At 56.5% G+C, this 16,512-nt stretch carries 19 protein-coding genes and 1 pseudogene; 18 read left to right on the forward strand and 2 right to left on the reverse strand.

The window, feature by feature from the left end; all coding sequences use genetic code 11:
- Positions 1 to 27: 27 nt before the first annotated feature.
- Genes fliD through amyA form a run of 4 tightly spaced genes read left to right on the forward strand, consistent with a single transcriptional unit; the run spans position 28 to position 3,797 of the window.
- Positions 28 to 1,452, forward strand: a complete 1,425-nt coding sequence (fliD, locus tag BFV67_RS13690) for a flagellar filament capping protein FliD (RefSeq protein WP_025912253.1) — start codon at positions 28 to 30, stop codon at positions 1,450 to 1,452.
- A gap of 21 nt (positions 1,453 to 1,473) precedes the next feature.
- Positions 1,474 to 1,878, forward strand: a complete 405-nt coding sequence (gene fliS / locus BFV67_RS13695) for a flagellar export chaperone FliS (protein ID WP_025912252.1) — start codon at positions 1,474 to 1,476, stop codon at positions 1,876 to 1,878.
- A 5-nt stretch (positions 1,879 to 1,883) separates the two neighbouring features.
- Positions 1,884 to 2,258 carry a flagella biosynthesis regulatory protein FliT gene (fliT, locus tag BFV67_RS13700; protein WP_008500332.1) on the forward strand — a complete coding sequence of 125 codons (375 nt, stop codon included), beginning with the start codon at positions 1,884 to 1,886 and terminating at the stop codon, positions 2,256 to 2,258.
- Between the two features lie 51 nt (positions 2,259 to 2,309).
- Complete coding sequence (amyA, locus tag BFV67_RS13705) at positions 2,310 to 3,797, forward strand: alpha-amylase (protein ID WP_069598959.1); 1,488 nt, start codon at positions 2,310 to 2,312, stop codon at positions 3,795 to 3,797.
- 93 nt (positions 3,798 to 3,890) lie between these two features.
- Here the strand turns inward: amyA and yedD are convergent, their stop codons facing one another.
- Entirely contained in the window at positions 3,891 to 4,304 is a 414-nt protein-coding gene (yedD, locus tag BFV67_RS13710) for a lipoprotein YedD (protein ID WP_023293875.1), read from the reverse strand.
- A gap of 74 nt (positions 4,305 to 4,378) precedes the next feature.
- Entirely contained in the window at positions 4,379 to 4,693 is a 315-nt protein-coding gene (fliE, locus tag BFV67_RS13715; RefSeq protein WP_008500329.1) for a flagellar hook-basal body complex protein FliE, read from the reverse strand.
- 228 nt (positions 4,694 to 4,921) lie between these two features.
- Here fliE and fliF point away from each other — a divergent pair, with 228 nt between their 5' ends.
- From fliF to rcsA, 14 genes and pseudogenes are all read left to right on the forward strand, one after another.
- Positions 4,922 to 6,601, forward strand: coding sequence for a flagellar basal-body MS-ring/collar protein FliF (gene fliF / locus BFV67_RS13720; protein ID WP_021241384.1), 1,680 nt, complete (start codon positions 4,922 to 4,924; stop codon positions 6,599 to 6,601).
- Positions 6,594 to 7,592, forward strand: a complete 999-nt coding sequence (fliG, locus tag BFV67_RS13725) for a flagellar motor switch protein FliG (RefSeq protein ID WP_008500327.1) — start codon at positions 6,594 to 6,596, stop codon at positions 7,590 to 7,592. The genes fliF and fliG overlap by 8 nt, the downstream gene beginning before the upstream one ends.
- Positions 7,585 to 8,292 carry a flagellar assembly protein FliH gene (fliH, locus tag BFV67_RS13730; protein WP_069598495.1) on the forward strand — a complete coding sequence of 236 codons (708 nt, stop codon included), beginning with the start codon at positions 7,585 to 7,587 and terminating at the stop codon, positions 8,290 to 8,292. Before fliG ends, fliH begins: the two co-directional genes overlap by 8 nt.
- The gene (gene fliI, locus BFV67_RS13735) at positions 8,292 to 9,662 is read left to right on the forward strand and encodes a flagellar protein export ATPase FliI (protein WP_008500325.1); all 1,371 of its coding nucleotides are present in this window, start codon (positions 8,292 to 8,294) and stop codon (positions 9,660 to 9,662) included. The genes fliH and fliI overlap by 1 nt, the downstream gene beginning before the upstream one ends.
- A gap of 21 nt (positions 9,663 to 9,683) precedes the next feature.
- Entirely contained in the window at positions 9,684 to 10,127 is a 444-nt protein-coding gene (gene fliJ / locus BFV67_RS13740; RefSeq protein ID WP_021241386.1) for a flagellar export protein FliJ, read from the forward strand.
- Entirely contained in the window at positions 10,124 to 11,356 is a 1,233-nt protein-coding gene (fliK, locus tag BFV67_RS13745; protein ID WP_069598496.1) for a flagellar hook length control protein FliK, read from the forward strand. Before fliJ ends, fliK begins: the two co-directional genes overlap by 4 nt.
- A 106-nt stretch (positions 11,357 to 11,462) precedes the next feature.
- The gene (gene fliL / locus BFV67_RS13750; protein WP_021241388.1) at positions 11,463 to 11,933 is read left to right on the forward strand and encodes a flagellar basal body-associated protein FliL; all 471 of its coding nucleotides are present in this window, start codon (positions 11,463 to 11,465) and stop codon (positions 11,931 to 11,933) included.
- A gap of 4 nt (positions 11,934 to 11,937) precedes the next feature.
- The gene (gene fliM, locus BFV67_RS13755; RefSeq protein ID WP_008500320.1) at positions 11,938 to 12,942 is read left to right on the forward strand and encodes a flagellar motor switch protein FliM; all 1,005 of its coding nucleotides are present in this window, start codon (positions 11,938 to 11,940) and stop codon (positions 12,940 to 12,942) included.
- Positions 12,939 to 13,352, forward strand: coding sequence for a flagellar motor switch protein FliN (fliN, locus tag BFV67_RS13760; protein ID WP_008500318.1), 414 nt, complete (start codon positions 12,939 to 12,941; stop codon positions 13,350 to 13,352). The genes fliM and fliN overlap by 4 nt, the downstream gene beginning before the upstream one ends.
- Before the next feature lie 2 nt (positions 13,353 to 13,354).
- On the forward strand, positions 13,355 to 13,729 hold the full coding sequence (gene fliO / locus BFV67_RS13765) for a flagellar biosynthetic protein FliO (protein ID WP_021241389.1): 375 nt from the start codon (positions 13,355 to 13,357) through the stop codon (positions 13,727 to 13,729).
- The gene (gene fliP / locus BFV67_RS13770) at positions 13,729 to 14,466 is read left to right on the forward strand and encodes a flagellar type III secretion system pore protein FliP (RefSeq protein ID WP_008500316.1); all 738 of its coding nucleotides are present in this window, start codon (positions 13,729 to 13,731) and stop codon (positions 14,464 to 14,466) included. The genes fliO and fliP overlap by 1 nt, the downstream gene beginning before the upstream one ends.
- A gap of 9 nt (positions 14,467 to 14,475) precedes the next feature.
- Positions 14,476 to 14,745, forward strand: a complete 270-nt coding sequence (gene fliQ / locus BFV67_RS13775; protein WP_008500315.1) for a flagellar biosynthesis protein FliQ — start codon at positions 14,476 to 14,478, stop codon at positions 14,743 to 14,745.
- Between the two features lie 7 nt (positions 14,746 to 14,752).
- Positions 14,753 to 15,545, forward strand: a pseudogene (fliR, locus tag BFV67_RS13780) (flagellar biosynthetic protein FliR); the annotation flags it as partial.
- A gap of 287 nt (positions 15,546 to 15,832) precedes the next feature.
- A complete protein-coding gene (rcsA, locus tag BFV67_RS13785) occupies positions 15,833 to 16,456 on the forward strand; it encodes a transcriptional regulator RcsA (protein WP_008500313.1) in 624 nt (207 codons plus the stop codon).
- Positions 16,457 to 16,512: the final 56 nt, after the last annotated feature.

Below are 16,512 nucleotides of genomic sequence, written 5' to 3' on the forward strand. Positions count from 1 at the left end.
TACTTTCGTATTTTAAGGAAAATATGCATGGCTACTATCAGTAACCTCGGGATAGGTTCTGCAGGACTCGGGGATTTATATAATCAGTTGGAAGCGGCAGAGAAAACCAAGCTGACGACGATTACTTCCCAGCAATCAACGTATAACGCACAGTTAAGCGCTTACGGCAAGCTGCAGAGCGCCATGACATCGCTGCAGACTGCCACCGCTGCACTGGGTAAAGCCACCACCTGGAACTCAACGTCCGTGAGCAGCACCAACACGGCCTTTACCGCCACGACGACGGCTGACGCCTCCGTGGGTTCCTTTGTGGTTAACGTCAACCAGGTTGCAAAGGCACAGGCGCTCACAACCGGCTCCTATGCAAACAACACGGATTTGTTAGGCGATACGACAGGTACGACCCGTAAAATCACCATCACCCAGCCGGGCACGAAAACGCCTTTAGAGGTCACACTGGCCGATGGTGATACGTCGCTGGCCGGGATCGCGAGCGCCATTAACAAAGCGAACGGCAACGTCACCGCCAGCGTTATTAAAGCGAAAGACGGTGATTACCGCCTGATGCTGTCATCAAAAACCACCGGTACCGATGGTGCGATGACCGTCAGCGTCACCGGCGACGCCAAGCTGCAAAGCGCAATTGGCTACGATTCAACCACCAAAACGGGCGCGCTGACGGTGAACACCGACGCGCAGAACGCGATTGTGGTGGTGAACAACATCTCTATCGAGCGCCAGTCGAATACCATTACCGATGCGCTGCCTGGCGTGACTTTCTCGCTGAAAGCAGAAAGCAAGGCAGATGAAACACTAGAGGTGACTCGCGCAACGGATGCTAACCAGAAGGCGATTACGGACTGGGTCACGGCGTACAACTCGCTGCAGTCCACCATTAACAGCCTCACAAAATATGTGCCGGTCGATGCAGGCTCTGGCAGCCAGTCTACCAGCAACGGCGCGCTGGTCGGTGATGCGAACGTGCGTGGGATCCAGTCTCAGCTGCGCGGTCTGCTGACCGAAGTGCAGGCCGGCTCTGTTCAAATCATGGCCCAACTGGGGATTACCCAGGACCCGGTAAAAGGCGCAGACGGTACCGTCGGTAACCTGAAGGTCGATACCGACAAGCTGAAAAAAGCGCTGACCGAAAACCCGAACGCCGTACAGCAGTATTTTGTCGGTGACGGGAAGAAAACCGGCATGGCGACCCAGATGAATAACACGCTGACCTCCATGCTCAGCACCAGTACCGGCAGCGCCGGTGTGATCCAGAACGCGAAAGACGGGATCAACAAAACGCTGAAAACTCTGGGTGAACGTTACGATGCCATGGATGCCCAAATTGAAGCCACCATGGCGCGTTACAAAACCCAGTTCACCAGCCTGGACGTATTAGTCACCAAAATGACCAATACAGCCAACTACCTGACCCAACAGTTCTCACAGAAATAGTCGTCGCATTGAGGAGTGGATATGTATAACACCTCTGGTGTTCAATCCTATCAGCAGATAGGAGTCGAAAGCGCAGTGATGAATGCCAGTCCACACCAGCTGATTGTCATGTTGTTCGACGGGGCGCATAGCGCCCTTGTCCGCGCGCGTTTGTTCCTGGAAGCCGGACAAATTCGTGAAAAAGGCGAAGCGTTATCCAAAGCCATCAACATCATCGACAACGGTTTAAAAGCAGGACTGAACATGGAGGTTGAGAGCGAGTTGTCCGGTAACCTTGCCTCCTTGTACGAATATATGGTTCGACGTTTGTTACTGGCGAATGTCAGTAATGACGTAGACGCAATTGTTGAAGTCGAGGGTTTATTAAACAACATTGCGGATGCGTGGAAGCAAATCGGCCCCAATGCGTCCTCTATTTCAGGATAATTTTGATGAATAATCCCAGCGCAGCGCTTAGCCACTGGCAGGCGTTACATGCTCAGAGCATTGCTATGCTAAATCTCGCACATTCTGGTCAATGGGATGCGCTTATCGAGCAGGAAATGCATTATGTACAACTGGTGGAGAGGATTTCTCAAACACCCATTATGTCATGCCCTCCGGCTCAGGTTGAGCAAGCGCGTGCGCTGCTGGAAATGATCCTTGAAAATGAGAATGCGCTAAAAGCGCTGCTGAAAGTCCGAATGGACGAACTGCGCAATCTGATCGATCAAACCGGCAAACAGCAATCCATCACGTCTACCTATGGAAAGCTGTCAGGGAATATTCTTTACCCAGAAAGTTTTACCCGCGACACACAACTATGATTTCTTCATCCATACTCCAGAAGTCTGCCAATGGCTTCTGGAGCAAGGATGATGAAAAACCCCACCCTGTTACAATGTTTTCACTGGTACTACCCTGCTGGCGGTGAATTGTGGCGAGAGGTCACGGCGTTAGCCCCCAATCTTAACGAAATCGGCATTAACATGATCTGGCTCCCGCCCGCCTATAAAGGCGCGTCAGGCGGATATTCTGTCGGCTATGACTCCTATGACCTGTTCGATCTGGGCGAGTTTGACCAGAAAGGCAGTATCGCCACGAAATACGGTGACAAAGCGCAGCTGCTGGAAGCCATCGACGCCCTCAAGCGCAACGACATTGCCGTGCTGCTGGACGTAGTGGTCAACCACAAAATGGGGGCAGATGAGAAAGAGTCTGTGCGCGTTCAGCGCGTGAACGAGCAGGATCGCACGCAGATCGACGATGAGGTCATCGAGTGCGAAGCCTGGACCCGCTACACCTTCCCTGCCCGCGCCGGGCAATATTCCCAGTTTATCTGGGACTACAAATGCTTCAGCGGCGTCGACCACATTGAAAACCCCGATGAAGACGGCATTTTTAAAATCGTCAACGACTACACCGGCGAAGGCTGGAACGATCAGGTTGATGATGAGATGGGTAACTTCGACTATCTGATGGGTGAAAATATCGACTTTCGCAATCACGCCGTCACCGAGGAGATCAAATACTGGGCCCGCTGGGTCATGGAACAGACGCGCTGCGACGGTTTTCGTCTGGACGCCGTCAAGCATATTCCCGCCTGGTTCTACAAAGAGTGGATTGAGCACGTCCAGGAGGTCGCCGACCAGCCGCTGTTTATCGTGGCGGAATACTGGTCTCACGAGGTGGATAAACTTCAGGCCTATATCGACCAGGTCGAAGGCAAAACCATGCTGTTTGATGCCCCCCTGCAGATGAAATTCCACGAGGCGTCACGTCAGGGCCGGGATTACGACATGAGCCAAATCTTTACCGGCACGCTGGTGGAAGCCGATCCGTTTCATGCGGTCACCCTCGTCGCAAACCATGACACCCAGCCTTTGCAGGCGCTGGAAGCCCCGGTCGAAGCCTGGTTTAAACCGCTGGCGTATGCGCTGATCCTGCTGCGGGAAAATGGCGTGCCGAGCGTCTTTTACCCTGACCTCTTTGGCGCCAGCTATGACGATACGGGTGGAGATGGAGAGACGTACCATATTGATATGCCGGTCATTGAGCAGCTCCACGAGCTGATCCTCGCGCGCCAGCGTTTTGCCCACGGCGTGCAGACGCTCTTTTTTGACCATCCTAACTGCATCGCCTTCAGCCGCAGCGGCACGGAAGACGATCCCGGCTGCGTGGTGGTGATGTCGAACGGGGACGACGGCGAGAAGGTAATTTGCCTGGGGGAAAACTACGGCAACAAAACGTGGCGTGATTTTCTCGGCAATCGCGAAGAAACGGTCACCACGGCGGCAGATGGCGAAGGGACGTTTACCTGCAAAGGCGGAAGCGTGAGCGTGTGGGTAATTGAGGATGCGCTGTAGAAACAATGCCGGGTGGCGGCTTCGCCTTACCCGGCCTACGGGAAGGCACTTTTGTAGGCCGGGTAAGCGTCAGCGCCACCCGGCAACAAACGGCTACGGTAGTTTACTCTCCAGCGGATGCTTGCTCAGGTAATCGGCACACTCAACCGTTGGGCGATCGACCTTCTGCAGCTCCAGCCCGTCGTACTCAAGCGTCGAGCCATCGCGCTCCAGCGGATAAATATCCAGCTTGCGCGTCACGTTGTAATAACTGTCTGAACGCAGCATGATTTTACCCGGCACGGCAATCACGCGCTGCCACTGACGGCAGTCCAGCGTATCGCCCTCTTCCGTCACCACCAGCGTGGCAATCGCTTCAGGGCTGACCATTTTGCTCTGCGGCCCTTTTGACTGCCAGTATCCCGCCAGATGCGCCGGGACAGGATGCTTGATCACCTCTTTATAATTATCGACCTGAACGCACCCGGTCAGTGCCAGCAGCGCGCCAGCAATTGCTATTTTTTTCATCATCTTTCCTGCATTCGAAGAAAAAAATATTGTGGCATTAAAGCGCTGCGGCTGCCAGCGAAGATCGACAGGTCTTAGACCTGCATCCCCATGACCTCTTGATAAGCCGACACCAGCTTGTTACGCACCTGGATCCCCATCTGCAGGGAAACCGAGGCTTTTTGCAAATCGGTCATCACATCATTCAGCGCCACGCCCGGCTCGCCGAGGGTGAACTTCTCAGCCTGCGTGCGCGCTGCGGTCTGGGTATCACTGATACGGTCAAGAGCGGCATGCAGTTGCCCTGCAAAGCTGATGCTCGGCTGCTGATCTGCCACATTCTGATTACGGGCCGTCATCGCCGTTGCCTGCAGCTGACTGATTACCCCTTCAATGCCCTGTATAGCCATGACTTTCCCCTGGATGGTTTTTTACGCGGTCAAGACTAACAGCTTGTCAATAAGATAATGGCGGTAAATAGCATGAAAAAACCAGGTTATTTGACGCATAGAAAATCGCGAATCATCAAATAATGGCAGGGCCATCAATATGGAACATTTGTCGTGTTTGCCGACCCGGGAGTCAGTTTTGTTTCTCTACACGAATAACGTAAACCACCAGGATTTAAGAGGTGCGCAATGAGTGCAACAGCATCGACAGCGCCGCAGAATAAATCACTCGAGTGGATGAACCGCCTTCGCGCGAATCCTAAAATCCCGTTGATCGTGGCAGGCGCTGCCGCAATTGCGATCCTTGTAGCGATGGTCCTGTGGGCGAAAAGCCCTGATTACCGGACGCTCTACAGTAACCTTTCCGATCAGGATGGCGGCGCCATCGTCACCCAGCTGACCCAGATGAACATCCCTTATCGCTTTGCCGATAATGGCGGTGCGCTGGAGGTTCCGGCAGATAAGGTGCACGAACTGCGTCTGCGCCTGGCCCAGCAGGGGCTGCCGAAGGGCGGCGCGGTAGGCTTTGAGCTGCTGGATCAGGAAAAATTCGGTATCAGCCAGTTCAGCGAGCAGGTGAACTACCAGCGTGCGCTGGAAGGTGAGCTGGCCCGCACCATTGAAACATTAGGCCCGGTGAAGAGTGCCCGCGTGCATCTGGCGATGCCTAAACCTTCCTTATTTGTCCGCGAACAGAAATCGCCTTCGGCTTCCGTGACCGTGAACCTTGAGCCTGGCCGCGCGCTGGACGAAGGGCAAATCAGCGCGGTGACGCATCTCGTCTCCAGCGCCGTGGCCGGTCTGCCGCCGGGTAACGTGACGCTGGTTGACCAGAGCGGTCACCTGCTGACGCAATCCAATACCGCCGGTCGCGATCTGAATGACGCGCAACTGAAATATGCCGCCGATGTGGAAAGCCGTCTCCAGCGTCGTATCGAAGCGATCCTGGGTCCGGTGGTGGGCAACAGCAACGTGCACGCGCAGGTGACCGCGCAGATCGACTTCTCGAATAAAGAACAAACCGAAGAGCAGTACAGCCCGAACGGAGATGCGGCGCAGGCGGTTATGCGTTCGCGCCAGATCAACACCAGCGAGCAGATTGGCGGCGCAAACCCGGGCGGCGTGCCGGGCGCGCTGTCTAACCAGCCTGCCCCGGCTAACGCGGCGCCGATCTCTACGCCGCCGGCCAATCAGCAGAACGGCCAGCAGAATAACCAGCAGACCACCTCAACGGCGACGAACAGCGGTCCACGAAACAGCAGCCGTAACGAAACCACGAACTACGAAGTGGATAGGACGATTCGCCACACTAAACTGAACGTGGGCGATATTCAGCGTCTCTCCGTTGCGGTAGTGGTCAACTACAAAACGCTGGCGGATGGCAAACCGTTGCCGTTGACCGCCGAGCAGATGAAGCAGATTGAAAACCTGACCCGTGAAGCGATGGGTTACTCCGAGAAGCGCGGCGATACCCTCAACGTGGTGAACTCACCGTTCAACTCGGTGGAAGAGACCGGCGGTGAACTGCCGTTCTGGCAACAGCAGGCGTTTATCGACCAGCTGATGTCCGCAGGACGCTGGCTGCTGGTGCTGATTGTCGCGTGGCTGCTGTGGCGCAAGGGCGTTCGTCCTCAGCTCCAGCGCCGTGCTGAAGCCGAAAAAGCGGCTCGCGAGCAGATGAATGCGCGTCAGGAAACGGAAGAAGCGGTTGAAGTGCGCCTCAGCAAAGATGAACAGATGCAGCAGCGCCGCGCTAACCAGCGCATGGGTGCCGAGGTGATGAGCCAGCGCATTCGCGAAATGTCAGATAACGATCCGCGCGTCGTGGCGCTGGTCATCCGTCAGTGGATGGGTAACGAACATGAGTAATACGCTTACGGGCACCGATAAAAGCGTCATCCTGCTGATGACCATTGGCGAAGATCGCGCGGCAGAGGTGTTTAAACACCTCTCCCAGCGGGAAGTGCAAATTCTCAGTGCGGCGATGGCCAACGTGCGTCAAATCTCCAACAAGCAGCTGACCGAAGTGCTGTCGGAGTTTGAGCAGGAAGCCGAACAGTTTGCCGCGCTGAACGTCAACGCCAACGACTACCTGCGTTCCGTGCTGGTCAAGGCGCTGGGCGAAGAGCGTGCCGCCAGCCTGCTGGAAGACATTCTGGAAACGCGCGATACCGCCAGCGGTATCGAAACGCTTAACTTTATGGAACCGCAGAGTGCCGCGGACCTTATTCGCGACGAGCACCCGCAGATTATCGCCACCATCCTTGTCCACCTCAAACGTGGTCAGGCGGCCGATATTCTGGCGCTGTTCGAAGAGCGTCTGCGTCACGATGTGATGCTGCGTATCGCCACCTTCGGCGGCGTCCAGCCTGCCGCGCTGGCGGAGCTGACCGAGGTGCTGAACAACCTGCTCGACGGCCAGAACCTCAAGCGCAGCAAAATGGGCGGCGTGAGAACGGCGGCGGAAATCATCAACCTGATGAAAACGCAGCAGGAAGAGGCCGTCATTACGGCGGTTCGCGAATTCGACGGCGAGCTGGCACAGAAAATCATCGACGAGATGTTCCTGTTCGAAAACCTCGTCGAAGTGGACGACCGCAGCATCCAGCGCCTGCTCCAGGAAGTGGATTCCGAGTCGCTGCTTATCGCCCTCAAAGGCGCCGAGCAGCCGCTGCGCGAGAAGTTCCTGCGCAACATGTCTCAACGTGCGGCCGATATCCTGCGCGACGACCTTGCCAACCGTGGTCCGGTTCGTCTGTCTCAGGTGGAAAACGAACAGAAAGCCATTCTGCTTATCGTTCGTCGTCTGGCGGAAACCGGCGAGATGGTGATTGGCAGTGGAGACGACACCTATGTCTAATGAGCTGCCGTGGAAGCGCTGGACGCCGGACGATCTGGCCCCTCCCCTCTCCGAGTTCACGCCAGCCGCGATCCCGACCGAGGCCCTTGACCCGGACGTCGAGCAGCCCGAGCTGAGCGAAGAGGAGCAGCAGGCGCAAATGCTGGCTCAGCTGCAAATGCAGGCGCACGAGCAGGGCTACAATGCCGGTCTGAACGAAGGTCGGCAGAAAGGCCAAGAGCTGGGGTATCAGGAAGGCCTGGCGAAAGGGTTAGAGCACGGTATCGATCAGGCGCGCCAGCAGCAGGCGCCGATCCATGCCCGCATGCAGCAGCTGGTCAGCGAGTTTCAGCACACGCTGGACGCGCTGGACAGCGTGATTGCCTCGCGACTGATGCAGATGGCGCTGGAAGCCGCGCGTCAGGTGATCGGCCAGACGCCCGTGGTGGATAACACCGCGCTAATCAAACAAATTCAGGGTCTGCTGCAGCAGGAGCCGCTGTTCAGCGGGAAGCCGCAGCTGCGCGTCCACCCGGACGACCTGCAGCGCGTGGAAGAGAGCCTGGGTGCGACGCTAAACCTGCACGGCTGGCGTCTGCGCGGCGACCCGTCGTTACATCACGGCGGTTGCAAAGTTTCTGCCGATGAAGGCGATCTGGATGCCAGCGTCGCCACCCGCTGGCAGGAACTGTGTCGCCTGGCGGCACCGGGAGTCGTCTGATGACCGCACGCCTCACCCGCTGGCTCACCACGCTCGACAACTTTGAGACGAAGATGGCGCAACTGCCCTCTGTTCGTCGTTATGGGCGGCTGACGCGCGCCACCGGTCTGGTCCTGGAGGCCACCGGCCTGCAGCTTCCGCTGGGCGCGACCTGCGTGATTGAGCGTCAGGACGGTCTGGAAACGCGTGAAGTAGAAAGCGAAGTGGTCGGGTTCAACGGCCAGCGCCTGTTCCTGATGCCGCTTGAAGAGGTGGAAGGTATTCTGCCCGGCGCGCGCGTGTATGCCAAAAACACGTCCGGCGATGGGCTGCAAAGCGGGAAACAGCTGCCGCTTGGTCCTGCCCTGCTGGGTCGCGTGCTGGACGGCAGCGGGAAGCCGCTCGACGGGCTGCCCTCCCCGGACACTACCGAAACCGGCGCATTAATTACCCAGCCGTTTAACCCCCTGCAGCGTACCCCTATCGAGCATGTGCTCGACACCGGCGTGCGACCGATCAACGCCCTGCTGACCGTGGGACGCGGGCAACGTATGGGCCTCTTCGCCGGGTCAGGCGTGGGTAAATCCGTCCTGCTCGGCATGATGGCGCGCTACACCCAGGCGGACGTTATCGTCGTGGGCCTGATCGGCGAGCGCGGTCGTGAAGTAAAAGACTTTATTGAAAACATTCTGGGTGCGGAAGGCCGTGCCCGCTCGGTGGTCATTGCCGCACCGGCGGACGTGTCGCCGTTACTGCGTATGCAGGGGGCAGCCTATGCCACCCGCATCGCCGAAGATTTTCGTGACCGCGGCAAGCACGTGCTGCTGATCATGGATTCGCTGACCCGCTACGCGATGGCGCAGCGTGAAATCGCGCTGGCTATTGGTGAGCCACCGGCGACCAAAGGCTACCCGCCTTCGGTCTTCGCCAAACTCCCTGCCCTGGTGGAACGTGCGGGGAACGGCATCAGCGGCGGCGGCTCCATCACCGCGTTCTATACGGTGCTGACCGAAGGCGATGACCAGCAGGATCCGATTGCCGACTCCGCGCGCGCGATCCTTGACGGTCATATCGTGCTGTCTCGTCGTCTGGCCGAAGCCGGACACTATCCGGCGATAGATATTGAAGCCTCTATCAGCCGCGCGATGACCGCGCTGATAACCGAGAAACACTACGCCCGCGTGCGTAACTTTAAACAACTCCTCTCCAGCTTCCAGCGCAACCGCGATCTGGTCAGCGTGGGGGCGTATGCCAAAGGCAGCGACCCGATGCTCGACAAAGCGATTACCCTGTGGCCGCAGCTGGAGGCATTTTTGCAACAAGGCATTTTTGAACGTGCCGACTGGGAAGATTCAATTCAGGCTCTGGAGCTGATTTTCCCGCAGGTGTAACACAGGTGGAGGGCGAAGGTCATGGCGCAAAACAGCGCGTTATCAACGCTGAAAGATCTGGCTGAAAAAGAAGTTGATGATGCCGCATTGCAGCTTGGCGCAATGCGACGCGGGTGCCAGCAGGCTGAAGAACAGTTGAAGATGTTAATCGACTATCAGCATGAATATCGCACCAACCTCAATACCGATATGACACAGGGCATTGGAAGCCAGCGCTGGATTAACTATCAGCAGTTTATCCAGACGCTGGAGAAGGCGATAGATCAGCATCGCCAGCAGCTACACCAGTGGACCCAGAAAGTCGATACCGCGCTGAATTTCTGGCGCGAGAAGAAGCAGCGACTGCAGGCCTGGCAGACCTTACAGGACCGACAGATTGCGGCAACGACCCTGGCGGAAAACCGCCTGGATCAGAAAAAAATGGATGAGTTTGCCCAGCGCGCATCAATGAGGAAACCGGAATGATCACACTGCAACAACTGCTGATGAGCGACAGCGACCTGTCAGGCGGTACGCAGACAGGAAAAGGCACCGACGGTGCACAGGACTTTCTCGCGCTGCTTGCGGGCGCCCTGTCGGACGCGACGGGCAAGGGCAACGATGCGCCCCTGACGCTGGCTGACCTGAAAGCCGCCGGCAGCAAGCTGTCCCACGTTGCTCAGGACGCCAAAGGGGATACCACCCTGCAGGCCAAAATTGCCGACCTGCTCTCGCGTCAAACTGCGCTGAATGGCGATGAAACGTCGCCCGTCACGTCGCTTGATACGCTGGTATCCGGGCTGGAGCCGCTGTCAAAGGGTGATGCCCTGAAAACGCTTAATGCGGTCAACAGCAAAGATGACGGCAAAAGCGAGCTGAGCGAAGAGGAGCTGGCCGGGTTAAGCGCGCTGATGGCCATGCTGCCGCACCAGCAGTCCAGCACCTCACGAGCGGCAGGCAGTGACGGTGTGTCCGCCACCGCAACGCTGAGTTCAGCGGCGCTGACGCAAAACGGCGCGGGCCAGCCGTCCCTGAACGCGCTTCCGGGAAGCCATGATAAACCCCAGAGTGCTGCGCCTTATCAGAGCCAGGCGAAAAACAGCGACCCGGCCCTGTCGGGTAACGCGCCGGCCACGCCGGCCGTGGCCGCAACGGCAGAGAAGCAGGAGCTTGCCAGTTCCTCCTCCTCAGCCTCACCGACGGCGACCCTGGCACCGATTATGTCCAGCCATGCGACCAGTCAGACGGCCGCCACCGTCGCCACCGCGCCGGTGTTAAGCCAGCCTCTGGGTACGCATGAATGGCAGCAGTCCCTGAGCCAGCACATCACCCTGTTCACTAAACAGGGCCAGCAGACAGCCGAGCTGCGTCTGCACCCGGAAGATCTGGGTCAGGTGCAAATTTCGCTTAAGCTGGATGATAACCAGGCGCAGCTGCAGATGGTTTCTGCGCACAGCCATGTCCGTGCGGCGCTGGAAGCCGCGCTGCCGGTCCTGCGAACCTCACTGGCGGAGAACGGCATTCAGCTTGCGCAAAGCAGCGTCAGCAGCGAGAGCTTTGCCGGGCAGCAGCAGTCCTCATCCCAGCAGCAGCACCAGGCTTCGCGTTCTGGCAACACCGGCGGCTTTAATGACGAGAGCGATGAGTTACTGCCTGTCCCTGCCGCTCTGCAATCCGCCGCGCGCGGTAACAGTGCCGTAGACATCTTCGCCTAAACGCCAGAGGTAGCGTGATTATCCCCGTCTTTTCCACGCTTTGACGACAGCAGGACACGGGATAATCACCTTATTAAGCTGTACCGAAACAGGAAGCTCGTATCAGATGACTGACTCCGCTATCACCAAAAAAAGTAAGCGTTCCATCTGGATCCCGCTGCTGGTGTTGATCACGCTCGCCGCCTGCGCTACCGCGGGCTATAGTTACTGGCGTATGCAGCAGGAACCTTCGACCGCTGCGGCCAAAGCCGAACCTGCACCACCGCCGGCGCCGGTATTTTTCCCTCTGGACACCTTCACCGTGAACCTCGGTGACGCGGATCGTGTGCTGTATGTCGGTATTACGCTGCGCCTGAAGGATGAAGCCACGCGCGCGCGTCTGAATGATTATCTTCCGGAGGTGCGTAGCCGCCTTCTGCTGCTGTTCTCTCGTCAGGACGCTTCGGCGCTGGCCACCGATGTGGGTAAGCAAAAGCTGGTCGACGCCATTAAACAAACGCTGGCGACTCCGCTGGTAAACGGCCAACCTAAGCAGGAAGTCACTGACGTTCTGTATACAGCCTTCATTCTGCGGTAACGACATGGGCGACAGTATTCTTTCTCAGGCAGAAATCGATGCGCTGCTCAACGGCGACAGCGATAAAAGTGATGATCCGCAACCGGGTATTGGCGGCGATAGCGATATTCGTCCCTATGACCCGAATACCCAGCGTCGCGTGGTACGTGAACGTCTGCAGGCGCTGGAGATCATTAACGAACGTTTTGCACGTCAGTTCCGTATGGGGCTGTTTAACCTGCTGCGTCGTAGCCCGGATATTACGGTGGGTGCGATCCGCATTCAGCCGTATCACGAGTTTGCCCGCAACCTGCCGGTGCCAACCAACCTTAACCTGATTCATCTGAAGCCGCTGCGCGGCACCGGTCTGGTGGTGTTTTCCCCAAGCCTGGTGTTCATCGCGGTGGATAACCTGTTCGGCGGCGACGGGCGTTTCCCGACCAAAGTAGAAGGTCGCGAATTCACCCACACCGAACAGCGCGTCATTAACCGCATGCTGAAGCTGGCGCTGGAGTCCTACAGCGACGCGTGGAAAGCGATTAACCCGCTGGAAGTGGAGTACGTCCGTTCTGAGATGCAGGTGAAATTTACCAATATCACCACCTCCCCGAACGATATCGTCGTGAACACGCCGTTCCACGTGGAGATCGGTAACCTGACCGGCGAGTTCAACATCTGCCTGCCGTTCAGCATGATCGAACCGCTGCGCGAGCTGCTGGTTAACCCGCCGCTGGAGAACTCCCGCAACGAAGACCAGAACTGGCGTGAAAATCTGGTCCGCCAGGTCCAGCATTCGCAGCTTGAGCTGGTGGCGAGCTTCGCCGATATCCCGCTGCGGTTATCTCAGATCCTGAAATTACAACCCGGTGATGTTTTGCCGATAGAAAAACCCGACCGCATTATTGCCCATGTGGATGGCGTACCCGTGCTGACAAGCCAGTACGGCACGATTAACGGTCAGTATGCGTTACGCGTTGAGCACTTGATCAACCCGATTTTGAATTCGCTGAATGAGGAACAGCCCAAATGAGTGACATGAACAATCCGTCCGATGAAAACAGCGGAGCACTGGACGATCTGTGGGCTGACGCGTTAAACGAGCAAAAAGCGACCCCGGCCAAAAGCGCAGCGGATGCCGTATTCCAGCAGCTCGGCGGCGGTGATGTCAGCGGCACGCTGCAGGATATCGACCTGATTATGGATATCCCGGTTAAGCTGACCGTTGAGCTGGGACGCACCCGCATGACCATTAAAGAGCTACTGCGCCTGACGCAGGGCTCTGTAGTAGCCCTAGACGGTCTGGCCGGCGAGCCGCTGGATATCCTGATCAACGGCTATCTGATTGCTCAGGGTGAAGTGGTGGTGGTGGCCGATAAATACGGCGTACGCATCACCGACATCATTACCCCGTCTGAACGTATGCGTCGTCTGAGCCGTTAAGCATGAAAACCCAGGCAACAGTATCGCAACCTTCTGCCGTTCCCGGCTCGCCTCTGCTCCAGGTGAGCGGGGCGTTGTTCGGTATTATTGCCTTTATTCTTATCGCCGCCTGGCTGGCGAAGCGCTTTGGCCTGGCGGGGAAAACCGCCGGTGCCCGCGGGCTGAAGGTCAGCGCCAGCACCACGCTGGGGCCGCGTGAACGCGTGGTCATTGTCGAGGTGGACGATGCGCGCCTGGTCCTGGGCGTCACGGCGTCAAACATCAGCGTGTTACATAAACTGCCGCCCGCCCCTGCTGTGGTGGACGAGCGTGCAGAGGCCCCTGCGGATTTCCAGTCCGTGATGAAGAGTTTGCTTAAGCGTTCCGGGAGATCCTGATGCGCCGTTTGTTATCCCTGACGCTTGCGGGCGTTGGCCTGTTTGCTCCCGCGGTCTATGCGCAACTGCCCGGTCTGGTTTCTACCCCGCTCGCGGGCGGCGGCCAAAGCTGGTCGCTTCCGGTTCAGACGCTGGTGTTCATCACCTCGCTGACGTTTATTCCGGCCATCCTGCTGATGATGACCAGCTTCACCCGCATCATCATCGTTTTTGGTCTGCTGCGAAACGCGCTCGGCACCCCTTCCGCTCCGCCAAACCAGGTTCTGCTCGGGCTGGCGCTGTTTTTGACCTTTTTCATTATGTCGCCGGTGATCGATAAGATTTACACCGACGCCTACCAGCCGTTCAGCGAAGATAAAATCTCCATGCAGGAAGCGCTGGATAAAGGCGCGCAGCCGCTGCGGGAATTTATGCTGCGTCAGACGCGTGAAGCCGACCTGGCCCTCTTTGCCCGCCTGTCCAACACCGGCGAGCTGCAGGGACCGGAAGCGGTGCCCATGCGTATTCTGCTGCCCGCGTATGTGACCAGCGAGCTGAAAACCGCATTCCAGATTGGCTTTACCATCTTTATTCCGTTCCTGATTATCGACCTGGTGATCGCCAGCGTCCTGATGGCGCTCGGGATGATGATGGTGCCGCCCGCGACCATCGCCCTGCCCTTTAAGATCATGCTCTTTGTGCTGGTCGACGGCTGGCAACTGCTGGTCAGCTCGCTGGCGCAGAGTTTCTACAGTTAAGGAACGGCAATGACACCCGAATCGGTCATGATGATGGGCACGGAGGCGATGAAAATCGCGATTGCCGTTGCCGCGCCGCTGCTGCTTGTCGCGCTGGTTACCGGTCTGATTATCAGTATTCTCCAGGCCGCCACGCAGATTAACGAAATGACGCTCTCATTCATCCCGAAAATCATCGCCGTGTTCGTGGCGATTATCGTGGCCGGGCCGTGGATGCTGAACCTGCTGCTGGACTATATGCGCAACCTGTTTACCAACCTGCCGTACATCATCGGCTGACCTGACGATGCTGCACTTCACCAGCGACCAGTGGGTTCAGTGGCTCGGCGTCTATTTTTGGCCGATGCTGCGCATCATGGCGCTGATCTCTACCGCCCCCATTCTCAGCGAGAAATCGATCCCTAAGCGTGTCAAAGTGGGGCTGGGCATCATCATCTCCATTATCGTCGCCCCGTCTCTTCCGCCGGTGGATATTCCGATCTTCTCGGCGAATGCGGTATGGGTGGCCCTGCAGCAGGTGATGATTGGCGTCGCCGTTGGCTTTACCATGCAGCTTGCCTTTGCCGCGGTGCGTACCGCGGGGGAACTGATTGGCCTACAGATGGGGCTATCGTTCGCCACGTTTGTTGACCCTGGCAGTCATCTCAACATGCCCGTGCTGGCGCGCATTATCGATCTGCTCGCCATGCTGCTGTTCCTGTCGTTCAACGGCCATCTGTGGCTTATCTCCATGCTGGTGGACACGTTCCATACGCTGCCGATTGGCGAAAATCCGGTGAACAGCAATGCGTTTCTGGCGCTCACCCGCGCGGCGGGGCTGATCTTCCTCAACGGGCTGATGCTGGCGCTGCCGATCATCACCCTGCTGCTGACCGTCAACCTGGCGTTAGGTTTACTCAACCGAATGGCACCGCAGCTTTCGGTGTTTGTCATTGGTTTTCCGCTGACGCTGACGGTCGGAATTTTATTAATGTCATTACTGATGCCACTTATCGCTCCCTTCTGTGAACATTTATTCGGCGAGATATTCAACCTGTTAGCGGATATTGTCAGCGAACTGCCACGTAAATAATAGCCCGCACTGTTGTTACTGTCTTTCTGAGGATATTCCTAAAATAAAACGCGAAAAACATCTTCCAGGATATATCTGACGCGGTTTAATTGTTTCTAACCACCTCACAATACTTAATATTTACTTTACTTTAAGAAGATTCCTGGCAAATTATACGTAACTTTACGGGATAGTGAGTCCGCCTGAAAGTCTTTGTCATGCTCACAGGTTTATTATTTTTTTCCATCCCGTATGGCTGTTTTGAGCTCTCAGGCAGATGGTGAATTATCGTTACGCATTGAGTGAGGGTATGCCATGTCAACGATCATTATGGATTTATGCAGCTACACCCGGCTAGGGTTAACCGGGTACCTGGCAAGCAGAGGGGTAAGAAAGAGAGACATCAACGATGCACACACCGTTGACGAACTCGCAGCCGCTTGTGACGAACTAAAACCAGGCGTGGTGTTTATTAATGAGGACTGTTTCATTCACGATCCAGCCAACAGTCAGCACATTAAGCAAATCATTAATCAGCATCCAAAAACCCTGTTTATTGTTTTTATGGCGATCGCGAATATCCATTTCGATGAGTATTTGTTGGTCCGTAAAAATTTATTGATCAGTTCTAAATCGATTAAACCCGAGTCGCTGGATGACATTTTGGGTGATTATTTGAATAAAGAAGTTAAAAATGTAGGAGCGGTTAACTTACCCACCCTATCATTAAGCAGGACTGAATCAAGTATGCTGCGAATGTGGATGGCGGGACAAGGAACTATTCAGATCTCCGACCAGATGAATATTAAAGCGAAAACCGTTTCATCACACAAAGGAAATATTAAACGGAAAATTAAAACGCATAATAAGCAAGTGATCTACCACGTGGTACGCCTGACCGATAATGTGACGAACGGGATTTTCGTCAACATGCGTTAGTCGCTTAAGAAAAGACCCTGTGCACCCTACCTTTGATCTCTGGCCTGGCCAGAGAT

This window comes from Enterobacter roggenkampii (assembly GCF_001729805.1).
Taxonomy (GTDB): domain Bacteria; phylum Pseudomonadota; class Gammaproteobacteria; order Enterobacterales; family Enterobacteriaceae; genus Enterobacter; species Enterobacter roggenkampii.